Raw genomic sequence first — 18347 nt, forward strand, 5'->3', positions numbered from 1 at the left:
CACGAATTTCCGGGATCGTAGCGCCACCGTCGCGGCTGGTCCATACTGAAGGACAACGAATCGCGATAAAGATCCCATCTATTTCTGCCTGCCAGATTCTGATAGTGAGGCCGCCATGCCACGCATCACCTCGGTCCAGGTCGTCGACGTCCGGTTCCCGACGTCGCTGACGCAGGACGGCTCGGACGCGATGAACAAGGACGGTGACCACTCCGCGGCGTACGTCGTCCTGCACACCGACGACCCGGCGGTGACGGGTCACGGCTTCACCTTCACGATCGGGCGCGGCAACGACCTGTGCGTCGCGGCCGCGCGGCAGCGCGCCGAACCGCTGATCGGCCGGGACGTCGACGTGCTCAGCGGCGACCTCGGCGCGGTCTACCGGGAACTGCAGTCGGACAGCCAGTTGCGCTGGCTCGGCCCGGACAAGGGCGTCGTCCACCTGGCGCTGGCCGCGGTGATGAATGCCGTCTGGGACCTGGCGGCCAAGCGCGCCGGCGTACCGCTGTGGCGGCTGCTGGCGGAGATGTCGCCGGAGCAGTTGGTGGACGCCGCCGACTTTCGGTACCTGACCGATGCACTGACCCGGGAGCAGGCGATCACGTTGCTGGCCGGGCGAGAAAGTGGCCGCAAGCAACGGATACAGGAGCTCGAAGCAACGGGTTATCCCTGTTACACCACGTCGGCCGGCTGGCTCGGGTACTCGGACACCAAGCTACGCAGGCTGTGCGAGGAAGCCGTTGCCTCCGGCTACAAACACGTGAAACTCAAGGTCGGCGCGAATCTGGACGACGACATCCGCCGGTGCGGGATCGCGCGCGAGGTACTGGGACCGGATGGTCACCTGATGATCGACGCGAACCAGGTGTGGGACGTACCCGAGGCGATCGAGTGGGTGAAGGCGCTGGCCGAGTTCGGTCCGCTGTGGATCGAGGAACCGACCAGCCCCGACGACATTCTCGGCCACGCCGCGATCCGTAAAGCGGTCGCGCCGATCGGGGTCGCCTCCGGTGAACATGGCATGAACCGGGTGCTGTTCAAGCAGATGTTCCAGGCCGGCGCGCTCGACTACTGCCAGCTCGACGCGGCCCGGCTCGGCAGCGTCAACGAAGTCCTCGCCGTCTATCTGCTGGCCGCCTGGTTCGATGTCCCGGTCTGCCCGCACGCGGGCGGTGTCGGACTGTGCGAACTCGTCCAGCACCTCGCGATCTTCGACTACGTCGCGGTCTCGGGCTCGCTCGAAGGCCGGGTCACGGAGTACGTCGATCATCTGCACGAGCACTTCGTCGACCCGTGCGTGGTACGCAAAGGTGCGTACCTGTTGCCGACGGCACCGGGCTACAGCGCCGAGATGTACCGCGAATCGATCGAGACCTACAGCTTTCCAGACGGCAGCTACTGGGCCGCCCGACCAGAAACTGAGGACGTATGACCAACGTGCTGCACTGGACCACGCCCGACCTCGCCCTGACGTTCGTCCTTGACGACGGCCCGGTCCGGCTGACCGCTGTCCGCGCTGCTTCCCAGCCGGCTGGTGCCGAGCCCGACCCAAGCCAGCCGTTGGTCGAGGTAAGGGCGGTAGGACACGGTCACTCCAGCAACAGACAGGCCGGTACGGTCCTCGGTGGCCGGTTGCGCTACACCGGACATGAGGAGACCGGGAACACCCTGCGCATTGTCCAGGAGGACGAGGCCACCGGTCTGCGGATCACCAGCGTGTTCGAGGCGTTCGCCGGCGTACGCGCCTGGACCGAAGCGTCGATGATCGGCCCCGGTTCGCTGGAACTCACCAGCCTGTCGTCGCTCGTGGTCGGCCTTCCCTCCGTCGACGCGGACCTCTACTCCGCCGTCAACAGCTGGATGGCGGAGAACCGTTGGTCGAAGCGCGCGCTCCGGGACGTACTGGCCGACATCGTCCGCGACCCACATCACCACGTCGCCAACAGCCGGTACGCGGTGACGAGTACTAACTCATGGTCCACCGGAGAAGTGCTGCCCGTCGGCGTGCTGGTCGACCGGCGTACGCCGAACGCCCTCGGCTGGCAGATCGAGCACAACGGTCCATGGCACTACGAGTTCGGCGCGACCGCACGGGGTGGCTACCTGTTCCTCAGCGGACCGACCGACCTCGAACACCAGTGGAGCTTCGAACTCACAGCGGACAATTCGTTCACCACGGTGCCGGTGTCGCTGGTCGCCGGGACCGACGTGGACAGTGTGTTCGCCGCGCTCACCCGGCAGCGCCGGGCGATCCGGACCCGGCGGCCGATCGACGACCGGATGCCGGTGGTCTTCAACGACTACATGAACACCTTGCAAGGCGACCCGACGACCGAGAAGCTGCTGCCGCTGATCGACGCGGCCGCCGACGCCGGTGCGGACTACTTCTGCATCGATGCCGGCTGGTACGCCGAAGGCGACTGGTGGACCACCGTCGGCGCCTGGCAGCCGTCGGCCACCCGGTTCCCGAACGGACTCGCCGAGGTGATCCACCGGATCCACCGCCGCCGGATGGTGCCCGGACTGTGGCTGGAACCAGAGGTCATCGGCGTTCGCTCACCGATCGCCGCCGAACTCCCCGACGACGCGTTCCTGACCCGTCGCGGCCGGCGGATCGCCGAGAAGGGCCGCTATCTGCTCGATCTGCGCAACGCCGCGGCCCGCAAGCACCTGGACGCGACGATCGACCGGTTGGTCGACGAGTTCGGCATCGGTTTCTTCAAGTTCGACAACAACACCATGACCGGACCCGGAACCGACAAGGGCGGTACGTCGCTGGGTCAGGGTCTGCTGGAACACAACCGTGCGCTGCTGGACTGGCTGGACGCCATCCAGGCCCGCCATCCGGACCTGCTGATCGAGAACTGTGCGTCCGGCGCGATGCGGATGGACTACGCCATGCTCTCCCGGCTGCACCTGCAGTCCACCTCGGATCAAGAACATCCGTTGCTCTACGCCCCTATCGTCGCCGCCGCGCCCGCCGTAGTACTGCCGGAACAAGCCGGCCACTGGGCGTACCCGATCACCGGCACGAGCCGTGAGGAGTTCATCCTTGCGCTGGTCAACGGCATCCCGGGCCGTCTCTACCTGTCCGGTCATCTGAACAAGATGACGCCGGCCGAGCTCGAGCTCGTACGGTCCGCCCTGACCGCACATCGGGCCGTACTCGCCGAGCTGCCATCGCTCGTCCCCGCCTGGCCGCTGGGGCTACCAGGGTGGACCGACGAGTGGATCGCCCTCGCCCTCAACGGTCCGGGCGTCTCGTACCTCACTGTCTGGCACCGCGCTCCCGGCCCGTCCACGGTCACGCTCCCGATCCCGCGCGGCCGGATCGCACCGCACTTCCCCACCGGCCTCGACAACTGGACGTACGAGTGGAGCGACGACGGTCTGGTCGTCACTGCCAACACCGCCGAGCCCTCGGCCCGCGTCCTCCGGCTGGAATGATCCCGATGCTTCAGCGCCCCGGCTACAGTGCCGAGATGCACATCTTCAGGTTCTCGGAGGGCACTTTCCGGGTCTCGCGGGCGGCCGGGGAAGCACGGCCATGAGTCCCGGTAAGGCCGCGCCGGAGCCTCGTACCGCCGGCATCTCCCAGACCGATGTCGTCGTTCAGGGCATCCGGCAGCTGATCATCGACGGACGTCTTCAGCCCGGAGACCGGCTGCCGATCGAGCGGGATCTCGCCGCCGCCCTCGGGGTGTCCCGGAACCCGCTCCGCGAAGGCGTACGGGCGTTGTCGATCATGGGCGTCCTGGAGACCCGCCAGGGTGCCGGTACCTATGTCACCACCCTCGATCCGTCCATGCTGCTTGCCCCGATGGGATTCGTGGTCGATCTCCAGGACGTCAGTGGTACGCACCACCTGCACGCCGTCCGCCGCGTACTGGAGACCGAGGCCGCCGCGCTGGCGGCCCGCGACATCACGGCCGAGCGGCTGGCCGCGGCCGAGGAACTGCTCCGCCGGAACGAGGCCGAGCTCGCCCTGCCGGAACCGGATCACGAGACCGTGATCGAGAACGACATCGCCTTCCACCGGATCATCGCCGAGGCCGCGGGCAACCCCGTCCTGGCCGCCCTCATCCACGCCCTCGGCGGCCGCACGATGCGCGACCGGCTGCGCCGATCCATCGCCCAGCCCAGCGCCGACGGCACCGCACACCGCGAACACCTCTCCATCCTCGCCGCCCTCACGGCCCACGACCCCGACCGCGCCCGGACCCGCATGTCCGCCCACCTGTTCACCGTCGAGGACTACCTCCGCGACCGGCCGGCGGCCACCGACACCGAAGGTTGACCCAGCCCAGATGACCTCCACCGGACTGCCCGGTTACGCCGGCTACCTGTACGCCCATTTCAAGCGCGAATCGGCCGAGGGCGAGCAGATCTACTTCGCCCTGAGCGACGGCAACGACCCGCTGCGCTTCACCGACCTGAACAACGGCCGGCCCGTCCTGTCCTCGACTCTCGGCGAACGCGGCGTCCGCGACCCACACCTCGTCCGCTCCCCGGCCGGCGACCGGTTCTATCTGGTCGCCACCGACCTGCGCCTGTACACCAGCCTCGACTGGGACCGGCACCAGCGCTGGGGCAGCCGCTCGATCATGGTCTGGGAGTCGCCGGATCTGGTGAACTGGAGCGATGGGCGCCTCGTCGAGGTCGCACCACCCGAAGCCGGCAACACCTGGGCTCCGGAGGCGGTCTGGGATCCCGAGCAGGACGCGTACCTGGTGCACTGGTCGTCCACCTTGTACGACAACGCCGAACACGCCGGTGACAGCTACAACCGCATCATGTACGCAACCACCCGCGACTTCCGCGAGTTCTCCGAACCGCGGATCTGGATCGATCGCGGCTGGCAGACGATCGACGCCACCGTGATCGACCACGACGGCGTGTACTACCGCTTCCTGAAGGACGAACGCAGCCGCGACGGCACCGCGCCGTACGGCAAGTCGATCTTCTCCGAAACCTCGACCTCGCTGACGGCCGCCGACTGGCGGCCCCTGACCGAAGGCATCGGTCTCGGCGCGATCATCCGCGGCGAGGGCCCACTGGTGTACAAGTCGAACACCGAGAACAAGTGGTACCTCTGGATCGACGAGTTCACCCCGGACCGCCGCTACGTCCCCTTCGAAACCACCGACCTCGCCGGCGGCCAGTGGACCCCTTCCACCGACCACCAACTACCACCTGACCCCTGCCACGGCGTCGTACTCCCGGTAACCACCGAGGAGTACGACCGCCTCCGTTCGGCCTGGAGCTGACCGGACCTGACCTACCGCCGAGCTCGTGCGGCTTCGAGTAGGCGGGTGTGTTCGGCGTGGGCCGCTTGCCAGTGCGGTGAGGAGTCGACGCGCCGGACTGCCTTGCCGGCGAACACGAGGTAGCAGACACCGACCGCGATCAGACCGAGATCGATGTACGGCAGGTAGCTGAACGGAGCTTCCGGTGCAGGATAGACGCTCGACCAGAGCGAGTACCCGAGGACGACGCTCGCCAGCACGGCGATCACAACTCCGATCGTGCTTCGCAGGCGGACGAACCAGTACACGCTGAGCATCACGACCGCGAGGTACGAAGTCGTCAGCAACAGGGCGGCGGCAGCGGCGACGTACTCGAAGGCCAGGTACGCGGGGTGCCGCGCGAAGCCGATCGACAGGCCCAGAATCGCTGCCCCACAGAGACCGATCACCACCGGCGGAACACCCGAACTCGTGGATCGCCTGCCGAACAGTCCGTCCCGCCACATCGCGTTGAGGGTGCGAACCGCACCGGTGGAGGCCGCCGACACCGTCGACATGCCCGCGATCACCACGACCGAGGTCATCACGAACGCAGCCCAGGTGCCGAAGTGCCGCTCGCCGAGCGCGAAAAGCGGTGCGGGCGAGGCCGCGAGTTCCTCCAGACTGGGAAACCCGAGCGTGATGAACACGCACGCAAAGACGTAGAGCGCACCGCTGAGCAGCAGCGAGACCCACATGCTCACGGGCACGGTCCGTCGCGCCGAGTGCGTTTCCTCGCTCAGCGACGCGCCGGACTCGAAGCCACCGAACGAGCCGAGTGCGATCGCCATCCCGAGGAAGAGCTTGCCGCCATGGACACCGGACAGCGAGAAAGCCTCGCCCAGGTGGATCCCGTGGTCGCCTCCGGTGGCGAGCACGGTCACCCCGACCAGCAGCAACGCCGCGATGCCGAGGAATTCGACGACGACCTGGAAGCCGGTGGAGAACTCGGCACCGCGCCAGACGACGTACAAACAGATCGCCCAGATCACGATGGCCACCAGTGGCCAGCTGATCGACGGCAGATCGGCATACCCGAGGGCGACGTTGACGAAGTTGGCCTCGTTGGACAGGACGCTGCCGGCGAACCCCAGGTACGTGAGCAGGTAGATCCATCCGGTCAGGACGGCGAGCTTGGTGGTGCCGATGACGCCGGCGTAGAAGTACAGCGATCCGTCCGACGAAAAGTGCCGGGCCAAGGACGACAGGACGTACACGACCAAACCACCCGCGAGCAGGCCGAGCAGGAACGACGGCGCTCCGGCCGTACCGGTGACCGCGACGACCGTGGCCGGCAAGATCGCCGTGCCGGCCGACGGCCCGGACACGGACAGTGGCTGCGCGACACTACGGATCGCGCCGATGCCGCCACGGGTGGGCTTCGATTGCTGTTGCGTACTCGTAGCCATTGGGGATACCTCACTTGTTCCAGGAGATCGATGGTGGTCGGGCCGTACGCCAGTTGTCCAGCAAGGCCTTGGCTGCGATCGCAGGACTGATCTGGAAGGCGCAGTGACCGCCCGCCAATCGGGTCAGCACCGCCTGTGGGTGGTACGCGAGCAAGGACTCCGCGCACGGCGCGGCGAAGATCAGGTCGTCGACGGCGACGACCGCGGCCGTCGGGCAGGAGATGGTGCCGACACGATCCCGGTTGTCGTACGGCAGCATCGCGTCGATCAGGTGGACGAGATTGGCCGCGAGACCGGGCAGCCGCTCGACATCACGTACGGCTGCCGCGAACTCGGCCGGCTGCCCTTCCACGAACGTCGGTCCGAGGCCTACGTACGCGAGGAACCGCACCGCTTCGCGAATCTGGCCGGTGATGGCAAGGTCGCGGACCAGGCGCAGCACGAAGCGACCGTTCTCCCCCAGCCACGGCGCGGACGACAACAGTCCTAAGCTGTTCACCCGCCCCGGCGCGGACAGCGCTACCTCCTGCGCGACGAGCCCGCCCATCGACACCCCGACCAGGTCGAACGTGTCGATCCGAAGCGCATCGGCCACCGCGAGTACGTCATTGGCCAACTCCGGCACGGTCAGCGACGACGACGCGGCACTCGATTCGCCGCAACCGCGGCAACTGATGCGCACGAGCGCGCGCTCGCCGCTCAGCAACGGGACGAGCGGCTCCCACACCTCCGGCCCGTCGAGCAGTCCACCAACCAGAACCGCGGCCCGGCCGGCCAGGTCACCGTCGACCGCGACCTGCAGTGACACCCCGTCCTCGACTCCGACCAGTCGCGTTGTGCCTTGCACCATGGGCCGGCCCTCCTTTCTTGTCCGCGGTCAACCAGCCGCGCTAGGCGAACCTGATCTCGAACTCGCCGATCTCGTCAGCGCCCGAAACCAGGACCGATCCGGATGTCAGATATCGGCCACTCGCGGCCCCGACCCCAGCGGGCGTACCCGTGAAGATGAGGTCGCCAGGCAGCAGTTCGCAGGTCGCCGACAGGGATGCGACGAGCTCCGGCACGCTGAAGAACAGGTCGCTCGTACGGCCCTGCTGGCGGATCTCGCCGTCGACACCGCACCACAGTCCGATGTCATCGACGTTGCCAAAGGCATCCAATCCGACAGCGACCGGAGCGAGCGGCCCGTACCCGGCGAAGCTCTTGCCCAGGGAGAACTGTGGCGGCGTGTCCCGCAACTGCACTTCGCGGTCCGACAGGTCCTGCCCGACGGTCAGGGCCGCGACCGCGTCCCAGGCATCGGCGGGCTTGAGGTCACGACCGCCGGCGCCGATCACGACGACGAGTTCGACCTCCCAGTCGACCTTGGGCCCGGAGAGCCGGACGGTACTGCCGGGCGCCGTGATGCAGCTGGCGAACTTCGTGAACACCATCGGCGCGACCGGTGCCGCAAGCGCCATCTCAGCCGCATGCTCGCGGTAGTTGAGCCCGACGGCGAACACCTGCCGAGGCTCAGGTACGCACGCCGAGACCGCACCGGTGACGAGCGGAAGGTCAGCGCGCCGATCGCACTCCAGCCAGGCCTGACGCACCGTGTCCACCTGGCTGAGCGCGACGTTGACATCGACGAGTTCCGGGGCGCCGGTGAGTGCGGCCAGATCCACCCACTGGCCGTCGCGGTTCAGCGCTGCTCTGCCGTCGACGCACCCGAGCCGGAAACCCGCGCCGGTCTCACCGCTCATGATCGACCATCACGTGCTTGAGATGGGTCATCTCGGCGATGCTGTACAAGGACAGGTCCTTGCCGTACCCGGACGCGCGGACGCCGCCGTGTGGCATTTCAGGCGTCACCACATCGTGGCAGTTGACCCACACCGCACCCGCATCGATCCGCCCGGAAACATCGATCGCACGGCCGACGTTGCGCGTCCAGACCGAGGCGCCGAGGCCGTACGCGGTTCCGTTGGCCATGGCAACCATCGCGTCCTCGTCGTCGGCGCGCTGGATCGTGACGACCGGGCCGAACACCTCGCGCTGCACGATCTCGGAGTCCTGCGCCGGTCCCTCCACCAGGGTCGGCGTGACGAAGTAGCCGGGCCGATCGATGGCCGTCCCGCCGACTGTCACCTTGGCGCCGGCCGCGTCCGCGCGCTCGACGAAGCCGAGAACCCGGTCCCGCTGCTCCGCGCTGACCACCGGTCCCATGTCCGGTTCGTCGGCCGGGGCGCCGACCGTGATGCCGGCAACGCCCTCGCGAAGGCGCTCGGCGAGTTCGTCGTACACGTCAGGGTGCGCGATCACCCGGGACGCGGCCGTACAGTCCTGGCCGGAGTTGTAGAAACCACCCTTTCGGATACCTTCCGCGACCAGGTCGAGGTCGGCATCGCCGAACACCAGGACCGGGCTCTTGCCGCCGAGTTCGAGCACCGTGCGCTTGAGCGTGTCCGCGGCTGACCGGGCGACGATCCGGCCCGTACTGGTATCGCCGGTCAGGGTGACGAGCGCGATGTCCGGGTGCCGCACCATGCTCGCGCCGGTCGTCTCACCGTCACCCAGCACCACGTTGAGTACGCCGTCGCCGAGGACCTGGGCGGCGAGTTCAGCAACCCGGATCGTGGTCAGCGGGGTTTGCTCGGCCGGCTTCAGCACCAACGTGTTTCCGGCGGCAAGAGCAGCGGCAGTCTTGTACGCGAGCATGACCATCGGGTAGTTCCAGGGCGTGATGCCCGCGATGACGCCGAGGGGTTCGCGCCGGACGAACGAGGTCTTGCCCGGGACGTACTCACCCGCCGACAGCGACTCCAGCGCGCGGCCCGCGCCGGCGGCGAACCGGATCAAGTCGATCGCCCACGCGATCTCCTGGCGAGCGTGTGGCTCCGGCTTGCCGACATCGAGCGATTCGAGGCCGACGAGATTGTCCAGGTCCGCGGTGAGTACGTCGGCGAACTCGAGCAGCTTCGCGGCCCGGTAGGAATGCGCCGCACGGCCCCAGGTCTCGAAGGCGGTGCGTGAGCTGCGGACGGCCTGGTCGACCACCGCGGCGGAGGCGACCGGCAGGTCGAGGACGGTCTGGCCCGACGCGGGATCGGTGACCGCGATCGTGGCCACGGCGTCGTTGCCAGGCTTCCCGTCGATCCAATGGTTGGCGGCCGGCACAGTGGTCATGATTACTCCAGTGCGAATTGAGTCGAACGATTTGTTCGATAAGATGAACGGTGATGGGATGCCGTTGCTGACCGCAACGGAATCGGCGGGAGATCGGAAAGGTTGCGAAGGGTGACGCCTGTGTCAATCAGCTCGGTAGTGGGTTCGAACTTGCGGCGACTGCGGACCGAACGGAATCTGTCGGTGTCCCAGCTGGCCCGGCGGTCCGGGATCGCGAAGGCGACGCTGTCGAATCTGGAGGCCGGCGAGGGCAACCCGACCGTGCAGACGCTGACCAACCTGGCCGAAGCGCTCGGGGTGATCTTCGGCGACCTGCTGGAGGTCCGGACGCCGAGCCTGGTCCGGGCGGCCGACGCGCAGGTGATCGACGATCCAACCAGTTTCGGCCGCCGGTTGTTCCGCGCCGCGGGCGCCGCGGCCGACGTCTTCGACATCACCTTCCGGGACGGCAGCCGGCACCATTCCCAGTTCCACAGCCCGGGCGCGATGGAGCACACGTACGTGCTGTCCGGCCGCCTGGAGGTGGTGATCGGCGAGCAGACCGAGATCCTGGAGGCCGGTGACCTGATCCGCTACCCGCTGGAAGAAGGCGCCGAGCTGAAGGCGATAGGCGGCGACGCCCGGGTCATCCTGGTGATCGAATTCGCCCAGCCCGGCGAGTCGCCGTCGATCCGCCCGCTCCCGGTCTGACCCCACCGAGCGGTGACGCGGCCTGCCCGGTTCGTTCACGCGGCTCACCATCCCCCGATCCAGCCGCGGAACAGGCCGCGGGGCCGCGAGACCGGTGGCTCCCCGGTCGCGGTCAGGATGTCGAGGTCACAGCCTTCGTGCGCCTGCAGCACATGCTGGTCGAACAGCGCGGCCCAGCCACGCCGCGGCCCGGCGAAATCACGCAACTCACCCCGCCGGCGGGCGAGCTCGGCCTCGTCGACCAGCAGGTCGAGGCGCCGCCTGGCCACACTGAGTTCGATCTCGTCCCCGGTACGAACCAGCGCCAGCGGACCACCGACCGCCGCCTCAGGCGCAACGTGCAGGATCGCCGTACCGTAGGCGGTCCCGCTCATCCGCGCATCCGAGACGCGAACCATGTCCGTGACCCCCGCCGCCAGCAGACGCTTGGGAATCGGCAGCATGCCCCACTCCGGCATCCCCGGGCCACCACGCGGCCCGGCATTGCGCAGCACCAGGACCGTCGACGCATCGACCTCCAAGCCGGGGTCGTCGATGGTGTCCGCGAGTTCCTCGATCGACTCGAAGACCAGCGCCCGGCCACGATGCTCGAACAGCGCGGGGCTCGCCGCGCTCACCTTGAGGACAGCACCGTCCGGCGCCAGCGATCCATGCACGACCACGATCCCACCCGACTCCGACAACGGCTCGGCCGCCCGCCGGATCACCTGCCCGTCGGCCGGTCTCGCTGCTTCGAGTTCGGTACCGAGGGTCCGGCCGGTGACCGTCAACGCGTCGAGCTGCAGCCAGGATTTCAGCTCCGCAAGCACTGCGGGAACACCGCCGGCGCTGTGCAACCTGGACACCAGATGTGCGCCGGACGGGCGGACGTCCGCGATGAGCGGCACTTGCGCGGAGATTTCGTCGAATCTCTTCAACCGCAGCGGTACGCCGGCGCGCCGGGCGATCGCGAGCAGGTGCACGATCGCGTTGGTCGATCCACCCAGCGCCATCAGCAGCGCGATCGCGTTGTCGAACGCCGCGGGCGTCAGCAGGTCCCGGATCGTCGGACTTCCTTCGCGGGCCATCCTCACCGCCGCCCGGCCCGCGGCAGCAGCCGCGTTCGCCCGCCGTCCGTCCGTGGCCGGGATCAGCGCCGTTCCCGGCAGCGCCAGGCCCAGTGCCTCCATCAAGGCGGCCATCGTGGAAGCCGTACCCATCTCCGCGCAATGACCGACGGTCGACATGACGCAGGACTCGAGCGCATCCAGATCGGCCGCCGTCGAGCCGGCCCGAAGCTGGTCGACGAACTGCCACACCGCGTGCCCGCCGCCGAGTTCCTCGCCGTCCACCACCGGCGGCGTCGCCGGCCCGGCGCCGAAGCACAACGTCGGGAGATTCACGCTCGCGGCACCCATGACCTGCGCCGGTACGGTCTTGTCACAGCCGCCGAGCAGGACCACCGCGTCCATCGGGTACCCGCGGATCGACTCCTCGACATCCATCGCCATCAGGTTGCGGAACATCATCGCGGTCGGCTTGATCAGGTTCTCGCTCAAGGAGATCGTCGGGAACTCGAAGGCGACTCCACCCGCCTCCTGAACCCCACGTTTGACGTGCTCGACCAGTTGTTTCAGGCCTGCGTTGCAGGGGTTGTAGTCGGACCACGAATTGGCGATCCCGATCACCGGGCGACCGTCCAGCTCCTCCCTGCCGAGGCCGACCGGAGTCAACGTCGACCGGTGGATGAACCCCGGCAGGTCACGCGGCGCGAACCACTCGGCGCTGCGCAACGGGCACGCGGCACGGTCCGCGTCGTCGCAGGTCATTGCGACTTCCGTTTGGTGAAGGTACGGACGGCCGGGCGCAACGTACGCGAACTCGCCAATCGCGTCATCAGCCGGCGGCCGGCGGCGCCCTGCGTGGCGGCAGCCAAGTACATCCGGCTGCGCTCCGCCAGCGATGCACCACTGCGTACGGCCCACGGACGTGGCGTCGGCAACTCGAGGTCGGTGAGCACCGCCATCGCCCCGTTGTAACCAGGCGCACCCATGACGCCGCCACCGGGATGCGTGCCCGAGCCACACAAGTACAGGCCTTCGACCGGCGTCCGGTACCGGCTGCGGCCGGCGAGGATCTGATCCGGCGTCATCGCACCGTGGTAGATGTTCCCGCCAGGCAAGCCGTACTCACGCGCAAGGTCCTGTGGTGTCAGGCTGCCGACGTCGAGTACGTGGTCGCTGAAGCCCGGCGCGAAGTCCTCCAGCCGCCGCAGGGCAAGGCGTTCCAGCTCGCCGCGGGCGTCGTCCCAGCTCCGGCCCGCCAGCTCGATCGGCAGTTGCTGGACACCGGTCGTGATCAAGTACCGCTTGCCGTCGCGGAGCTGCGGATCGCGGACGCCCTCGATGACGACCTCGATCGGCGGCGCATCCGGCAACCGTCCCTCGGCCTGCGCATGGCCCGCGGCCTCCAGTACCTCGAGGTCCGGACCGAGGAAGGTGTGCGCCGAATGCAGAGCGTGCTCGCGGTCGGTTCGGTACTGCGGAAGGGCATCCGCGGCGAAGTACACCCGAGCCATCGACCCCCGATGATCGATCTCGCCGAACGTCTGCTCCGCGTGCTCATCGGGGAGCAGCGCGGTCATCGTGGTCGTCGGGTCCAGGTTCGAGATCACCACCCGCGCCGTGAACTCGCGGCCTTCCGCGGTGACCACACCGGTCACCCGCCCGTCGTCGACCATGATCCGGGCCACCCGCTGATCGGTCAGCACGGTCGCACCGTGCGCCTGGGCACTCGCCGCGAGCGCGTCCGCGATCGCACCCATCCCGCCGCGCGCCCAGCCCCATTGCCCGAAGTGCCCCTCGAACTCCCCGACCGAGTGATGCGCGAACACGTACGCCGATCCAGGCGTGGACGGCCCGCCGAAGAACGAGACCAGGCCGGGGTACGCGAAGTGCCCGCGCAGCAGTGGATCGGTGAAGTAGTGCTCGACCACGTCGCGTACGTTGCCGGTGACGAACCGATCGAAGAGCGCACCGGCGCCCACCCGATCGAAACGATCGGCGAGCTCGTCCATCGTGATCGGCGGCGCGAGCAGCAACGGGGTCAGCAGATCGCCGACGACCTGCATGTCCATTCCCAGGGACATGAATCCTTCGGCCTCCGCGGCTCCGAAGCGTTCCCGGGTCTCCCGCAACGTTTCGTCGACCTCGGACCACATCACGTAGTCGCGGCCGCCGTCCTCGATGGTCCAGGTCATCGCGTCGCCACCGTGGTACAGCTCGAGCCCGTACTTCTTCAGCTCCAGATCGTTGATCACCTCCGGGCGCAGCAGGCCGACGGTGAACGCGCAGCTGGAGCCACGCAGCGCGGGCAGGATCTCTTCGGTGGCCGAGGCGCCGCCGACCAGGCCGCGAGCCTCGAGAACGGTCACCCCCAGCCCGGCACGGGCGAGGTAGCCGGCCGCGGCCAGGCCGTTGTGGCCGGCGCCGATGACGAGGACATCGTTGTTTGTCATCCTGGATCGCTTTCGTGAGAGCTGGATCAGTCGAGGGTGCGCAGTACGCCGGCGGCCGATTCCAAGGCCTCGTCGATGAGCGAGTCGTCGTGAACGGCAGAGAGCATCCAGGTACCGCGCGGCTGGATGTGGACGCCCGCCACCATCAGCCGCTCGGCGAACCGGGCGGCGCGGCCGGCGTCGGCGCGGGCCAGATCGGCGTACGAGCGCGCGGCCGGCCCGGTTTCGAAGGAGGTCCAGAGCATGCCGCCGACCTGCCGGACGCGGAGCTCGGGTGTGTACTGGCGACCCAGCTCGCGCAGGCCCTCCGCGAGCCGGGCGGCGGCGTGTTCGAGGCGGTCGTAGAAACCGTCGGCCCGGTACGCGTCGAGCGCGGCGTTCGCGGCGGCCAGCGACGGGGCATGACCGTTGAAGGTGCCGAGATGAGTCACGGCACCGGAGTCGACGAGGCCGAGGATGTCGCGCCGCCCGGCGACCGCGCTGACCGGGAAACCGGCCGCCAAAGCCTTCGCGAGCACGACCAGATCCGCTTGCTGCCCGAACCGTTCCTGCGCGCCGCCATAGGCGATCCGGAAGCCGGTGACGACTTCGTCGAAGATCACCAGGGCGCCGGCCGCACGCGTACGCGTCATCACCGCGTCCAGGAAGCCGGGCTCGGGTTCGAGCAGGCCGACCTGCGGTACGGGTTCGAAGATCACGCCCGCGACCCGGCTCCCGTGCGCGGCGATGAATCGCTCGAACATCTCGGTGTCGTTCCAGCGCAGAACTGCCACTGGTGCGTCGGCCACAACGCCGGCTGTGGAAGGCTGCGCGGCGAGCGAATCACCCGCCTGCTCGGCCGGTGGCCGGCCTGGGGTGTTGAAAGCGACACCGTCGAGCCAGCCGTGGTAGTGCCCCTCGAACTTCACCAGCAGGTCGCGTCCGGTGAAGGCCCGCGCGAGGCGAACCGCGGCGGCGACCGCCTCGCTGCCCGTGGAGGAGAAGCACACCGACTCGGCGAACGGGATCGCTTCAGCCACGGCTTCGGCGACCGCGGCTTCGAGGCGGTGCTGGCCGCCTGAAAGCACGCTTTCGTTGAGCTGCCGGGTGACCGCGTCGAGGACGGTCCGCGGGCTGTGGCCGAGCAGGAGCGGGCCGTAGCCGAGGACGAAGTCGAGGTAGCGGTTGCCGTCGACGTCCCACAGCTCGGCGCCGGAACCCCGCTCGAAGACCGTGGGCACCGGCCGGGTCGCCAGCCGCACCGAACTGGTGACGCCGGCCGGCAGGTGGACCCGAGCCCGCTCCAGTTGCTCGGTGCTCTGGCCGAATCGGCCGGCCAGCCTCAGTTCGTTCATCGGTCCCTCGTCTTCTGTTCGTTTAACCGCCCGAAACGTTCACTAAATTAGACACCGCGGATGTGCTCGTCAAGCCTTTGCGCGAATCGATCGGTTGACCCGGGAGGAACAGCCGCGACTACGCGGGCAGCCAGGTCACCGGCAGCGTGGTGAGGCCGCGAAAGACCCAGCCCTGCCACTGCTCGGTGCGCCGCGGATCCGTACCGAGTCCGCGCAGCCGCCGGTAGAGCAGCGGTCCGGCGACTTCCCCGATCGAGATCCGGGCCGCCCAATGACCCGCACACAAATGCGTACCGGCCCCGAAGCCGAGATGCGGCTTCTTCGGCCTGGACAGATCGAACTCGTCCGCGCGATCGAACACGGCCGGATCCCGATTGGCCGCGCCAACGACCACCCCGACCTCAGCGCCCGCCGGAAGCCGGACGCCGTCGAGTACGACCTCGCGGGTCGTCTGGCGTGGATACATCCCGATCGGGGACAACCACCGGACCGCCTCGTCAAAAGTTGCCGACCACAACGATGGGTTCGCCAGCAGGTGATCGCGCTGCCGCTGGTGCCGGCTCAGCGCCCAGACGAGGTTCGTGACCATGTGCTGTGGTTCGTTCAGTCCGCCGGAGATCGTGAGCTTCACGTTGGCGCGGACGGACTCCTCGGGCTGATCGCCGTTGACCAGCGCCGAGGTCATCGACCCGTCGGGCGTACGGCGATAGTGCGGAATCAGCTCGTCCAGCAGGACGTCGACCTCGGACCGCGCCGCAGCACAGCGTGCCCAGAGCTCCGGATCGTCGTTCAGGTTGGCGAATCCGGCGATGAACGCATGCGACCAACGCGTCAGGTCGGCGGGGGATGCACCCCGCAAACCGAGCATGTCGATCAGGTTCCGCGCGGCGAACGGTGCGGCGAAGTCACGATTCAGGTCGGCGTCGTCCGGCCCGCGTTCGACCAGCCCGGCAAGGCAGGTCTCCGCGTTCCGCTCGAACAACGGAAGCCAGTTCGTCTTGATGCTCCGCGGCCGCAGGCAGCTGTTCACGGCCGTCCGCTCGGACGCGTGCTCGGGGTCGTCCTTACGCAGCATCGGCTGCGCTCCAAGCGCCCGGGCCATCAGTGCGGAGCTGCCCCGTACGCTCGCCGAGAACGTTTCCTGATCCGCCTCGATGGCCGAGCAGGCCGCGAAGGACACCGCGAGGTACCGGTTCAGCGCGGGCACCCACACCACCGGACCAAGTTCGCGCAGGCGGCGGTAGGTGTCGTACGGATCGCGGAGCATCGCCGCCACGTCGACCCAGTCAGCTGTCGCGGCGGGCCTGGCGGGCATGGACGTCTGGTCAACGGACATGATCAACTCCTGAGGTTCTGGGCGTACTGCTTGAGGCTGAAGCCGTCTTGCGAAGCGCGCGCGAGCGACGGCGCCGTACCAGCGGCGAGCAGCCGGCGGGCGGCGACGTGGTCACCCGGGCTGTTCAGTGACTCGACGGCGATGAGGCGGTCGTCGCGAAAACACAGCACCGAGAACCGATCCGGATCCCCGGTGACGACTGTGCGGGTCGCCGCGCCGGACAACCCGGCGACCTGGAGCCGCAGAGCGCCTTGGTTGCTCCAGAACAGCGGCAGCTCCGCGTACGCGTCGTCGCTTCCGAGGATCGCGGCGGCGATGTGGCGGCCGTGGTCGGTGGCGTTCTGCACCGATTCCAGCCGGAGCTGTTCCCCGGACGCCGGATCGCGGAATCGCGCGCAGTCGCCGGCAGCGTAGATCGCGGGATCGGGCGTACGCAACCGCTCGTCGACCAAGACGCCGTTGTCGACCGGCAGACCTGCGGCTCGCGCCAGCTCATCCCGCGGCGCCACACCGATCCCGACCAGCACCAGATCGGCCGCGTACGAGGTGCCACTCGACCCGACCACCGCTGTGACCTCACCCGCCGGTGTTCCGGTCATGCTCGTGACCGTCTCGTTGCAGCGAAGGTCTGTACCCATACTCAGGTGGGCCGCAACGAGGTGCCGCGCCATCGCGGGAGTCAGCGCGCGGGCCAGCGGCAGGTCGCCTGCCTCCAGCACCGTGACCGCGAGACCACGGCCGCGCACGGCGGCGGCGAACTCCAGGCCCACGAACCCACCGCCGACAATGACCACCGAGTGGGCTCGCGGGAGAAGCTCGCGGAGCGTACGCGCGTCGCGGAGCGTGCGGAGCTGATGGACGCCGCGCAGGTCCGCCCCCGGTACATCGAGCGGACGGCAGCGAGCACCGGTGGCGAGCACGAGCGTGGAATAGCCGAGCACGCCGCCGTCTTGGAGCACAACCTTCCTGGCCCCGCGGTCGATCTCGCGGATCGCAGTGCCGTCCCGCAGCACGATGTTGCTGTCGGCAAAGAATTTCCCGGCACGCAGCGGCAGCGGGGCGCCGAGCTTGGCGACGAAGTCCTTCGACAGCGGCGGCCGCTGGTACGGGTGGTCACCGTCGTTGTCGACCAAGGTGATCGCCCCGGCGAAACCACCGGCGCGCAAACTCGCCGCGACCTCTACGCCGGCATGTCCCGCTCCGGCGACGACGACCCGCTCCGCGTACCTGGCAGCTTGACTCGTCATACCTGCCGCTCCGGAACATCCACCTCGATCGCGTCGAGGTCCGGCCCGAGGATCAGCTGGCAAGCAAGCCGGCTGCGTGCCGGGTCGCGCGGCGAGACGGTGCAATCGAGCATCTCGTCCTCGTCGTCACCGATCGCGGGCAGCGCGTCGAGGTACTGCTCGCGGACGTAGACGTGGCAGGTCGCGCACATCGCCTGCCCGCCGCACTCGCCGACGATGCCCGCGACACCCTTGGTCACGGCGGCGCGCATCAGACTGACGTCCGCCTCGACTTCCACCACCTCGGCCGACGTATCGCCGTAATGAAATGTGGCCTTCTGCACCTGCCGCTCCTTGCTCTCGCGCTTCGGCGACCTGCTGGAGCACCATCGTCAGTACCGGGACC

The 18347-nt window shown here is 68.5% G+C and carries 15 protein-coding genes; 5 read left to right on the plus strand and 10 right to left on the minus strand.

Annotation, left to right across the window (positions count from 1 at the left end; all coding sequences use genetic code 11):
* The first annotated feature begins 115 nt into the window (after positions 1 to 115).
* The 4 genes from ABD260_RS07960 (at position 116) to ABD260_RS07975 (ending at position 5267) form a co-directional block, all read left to right on the plus strand.
* Positions 116 to 1432: an L-fuconate dehydratase gene (locus tag ABD260_RS07960; protein ID WP_344232716.1), complete on the plus strand. Its 1317-nt coding sequence runs from the start codon at positions 116 to 118 to the stop codon at positions 1430 to 1432.
* Positions 1429 to 3447: a glycoside hydrolase family 36 protein gene (locus ABD260_RS07965; protein ID WP_344232717.1), complete on the plus strand. Its 2019-nt coding sequence runs from the start codon at positions 1429 to 1431 to the stop codon at positions 3445 to 3447. Before ABD260_RS07960 ends, ABD260_RS07965 begins: the two co-directional genes overlap by 4 nt.
* Positions 3448 to 3547: 100 nt before the next feature.
* Positions 3548 to 4297: a FadR/GntR family transcriptional regulator gene (locus tag ABD260_RS07970; RefSeq protein ID WP_344232718.1), complete on the plus strand. Its 750-nt coding sequence runs from the start codon at positions 3548 to 3550 to the stop codon at positions 4295 to 4297.
* A gap of 10 nt (positions 4298 to 4307) precedes the next feature.
* Positions 4308 to 5267 (plus strand): glycoside hydrolase family 43 protein, encoded by a 960-nt coding sequence (locus ABD260_RS07975; protein ID WP_344232719.1) that lies wholly within the window; start codon positions 4308 to 4310, stop codon positions 5265 to 5267.
* Between the two features lie 11 nt (positions 5268 to 5278).
* On the opposite strand, the gene ABD260_RS07980 is transcribed toward ABD260_RS07975, so the two are convergent.
* Genes ABD260_RS07980 through ABD260_RS07995 form a run of 4 tightly spaced genes read right to left on the minus strand, consistent with a single transcriptional unit; the run spans position 5279 to position 9859 of the window.
* Positions 5279 to 6694 carry an APC family permease gene (locus ABD260_RS07980; protein WP_344232720.1) on the minus strand — a complete coding sequence of 472 codons (1416 nt, stop codon included), beginning with the start codon at positions 6692 to 6694 and terminating at the stop codon, positions 5279 to 5281.
* A 10-nt stretch (positions 6695 to 6704) separates the two neighbouring features.
* Positions 6705 to 7544: an alpha/beta fold hydrolase gene (locus ABD260_RS07985; protein WP_344232721.1), complete on the minus strand. Its 840-nt coding sequence runs from the start codon at positions 7542 to 7544 to the stop codon at positions 6705 to 6707.
* Positions 7545 to 7584: 40 nt separating this feature from the next.
* The gene (locus tag ABD260_RS07990; RefSeq protein ID WP_344232722.1) at positions 7585 to 8436 is read right to left on the minus strand and encodes a fumarylacetoacetate hydrolase family protein; all 852 of its coding nucleotides are present in this window, start codon (positions 8434 to 8436) and stop codon (positions 7585 to 7587) included.
* A complete protein-coding gene (locus ABD260_RS07995) occupies positions 8426 to 9859 on the minus strand; it encodes an aldehyde dehydrogenase family protein (RefSeq protein ID WP_344232723.1) in 1434 nt (477 codons plus the stop codon). Before ABD260_RS07995 ends, ABD260_RS07990 begins: the two co-directional genes overlap by 11 nt.
* Before the next feature lie 111 nt (positions 9860 to 9970).
* On the opposite strand from ABD260_RS07995, the gene ABD260_RS08000 reads away from it, so the two are divergent.
* Positions 9971 to 10549, plus strand: coding sequence for a helix-turn-helix domain-containing protein (locus ABD260_RS08000; RefSeq protein WP_344232724.1), 579 nt, complete (start codon positions 9971 to 9973; stop codon positions 10547 to 10549).
* Positions 10550 to 10593: 44 nt separating this feature from the next.
* Here ABD260_RS08000 and ABD260_RS08005 read toward each other — a convergent pair whose 3' ends face one another.
* The 6 genes from ABD260_RS08005 to ABD260_RS08030 all read right to left on the minus strand — a co-directional run bounded on the left by ABD260_RS08005 (position 10594) and on the right by ABD260_RS08030 (position 18285).
* Positions 10594 to 12357 carry a dihydroxy-acid dehydratase gene (locus ABD260_RS08005; RefSeq protein ID WP_344232725.1) on the minus strand — a complete coding sequence of 588 codons (1764 nt, stop codon included), beginning with the start codon at positions 12355 to 12357 and terminating at the stop codon, positions 10594 to 10596.
* Positions 12354 to 14045, minus strand: coding sequence for a phytoene desaturase family protein (locus tag ABD260_RS08010; protein WP_344232726.1), 1692 nt, complete (start codon positions 14043 to 14045; stop codon positions 12354 to 12356). Before ABD260_RS08010 ends, ABD260_RS08005 begins: the two co-directional genes overlap by 4 nt.
* Before the next feature lie 26 nt (positions 14046 to 14071).
* Positions 14072 to 15379: an aspartate aminotransferase family protein gene (locus ABD260_RS08015; protein ID WP_344232727.1), complete on the minus strand. Its 1308-nt coding sequence runs from the start codon at positions 15377 to 15379 to the stop codon at positions 14072 to 14074.
* A gap of 118 nt (positions 15380 to 15497) precedes the next feature.
* A complete protein-coding gene (locus tag ABD260_RS08020) occupies positions 15498 to 16715 on the minus strand; it encodes a cytochrome P450 (RefSeq protein WP_344232728.1) in 1218 nt (405 codons plus the stop codon).
* Between the two features lie 2 nt (positions 16716 to 16717).
* The gene (locus ABD260_RS08025) at positions 16718 to 17962 is read right to left on the minus strand and encodes an NAD(P)/FAD-dependent oxidoreductase (RefSeq protein ID WP_344232729.1); all 1245 of its coding nucleotides are present in this window, start codon (positions 17960 to 17962) and stop codon (positions 16718 to 16720) included.
* Positions 17959 to 18285, minus strand: a complete 327-nt coding sequence (locus ABD260_RS08030; protein ID WP_344232730.1) for a 2Fe-2S iron-sulfur cluster-binding protein — start codon at positions 18283 to 18285, stop codon at positions 17959 to 17961. Before ABD260_RS08030 ends, ABD260_RS08025 begins: the two co-directional genes overlap by 4 nt.
* Positions 18286 to 18347: the final 62 nt, after the last annotated feature.

Origin of the sequence: Kribbella hippodromi, from assembly GCF_039531045.1 — a bacterium.
In the GTDB taxonomy this organism is placed as follows: domain Bacteria; phylum Actinomycetota; class Actinomycetes; order Propionibacteriales; family Kribbellaceae; genus Kribbella; species Kribbella hippodromi.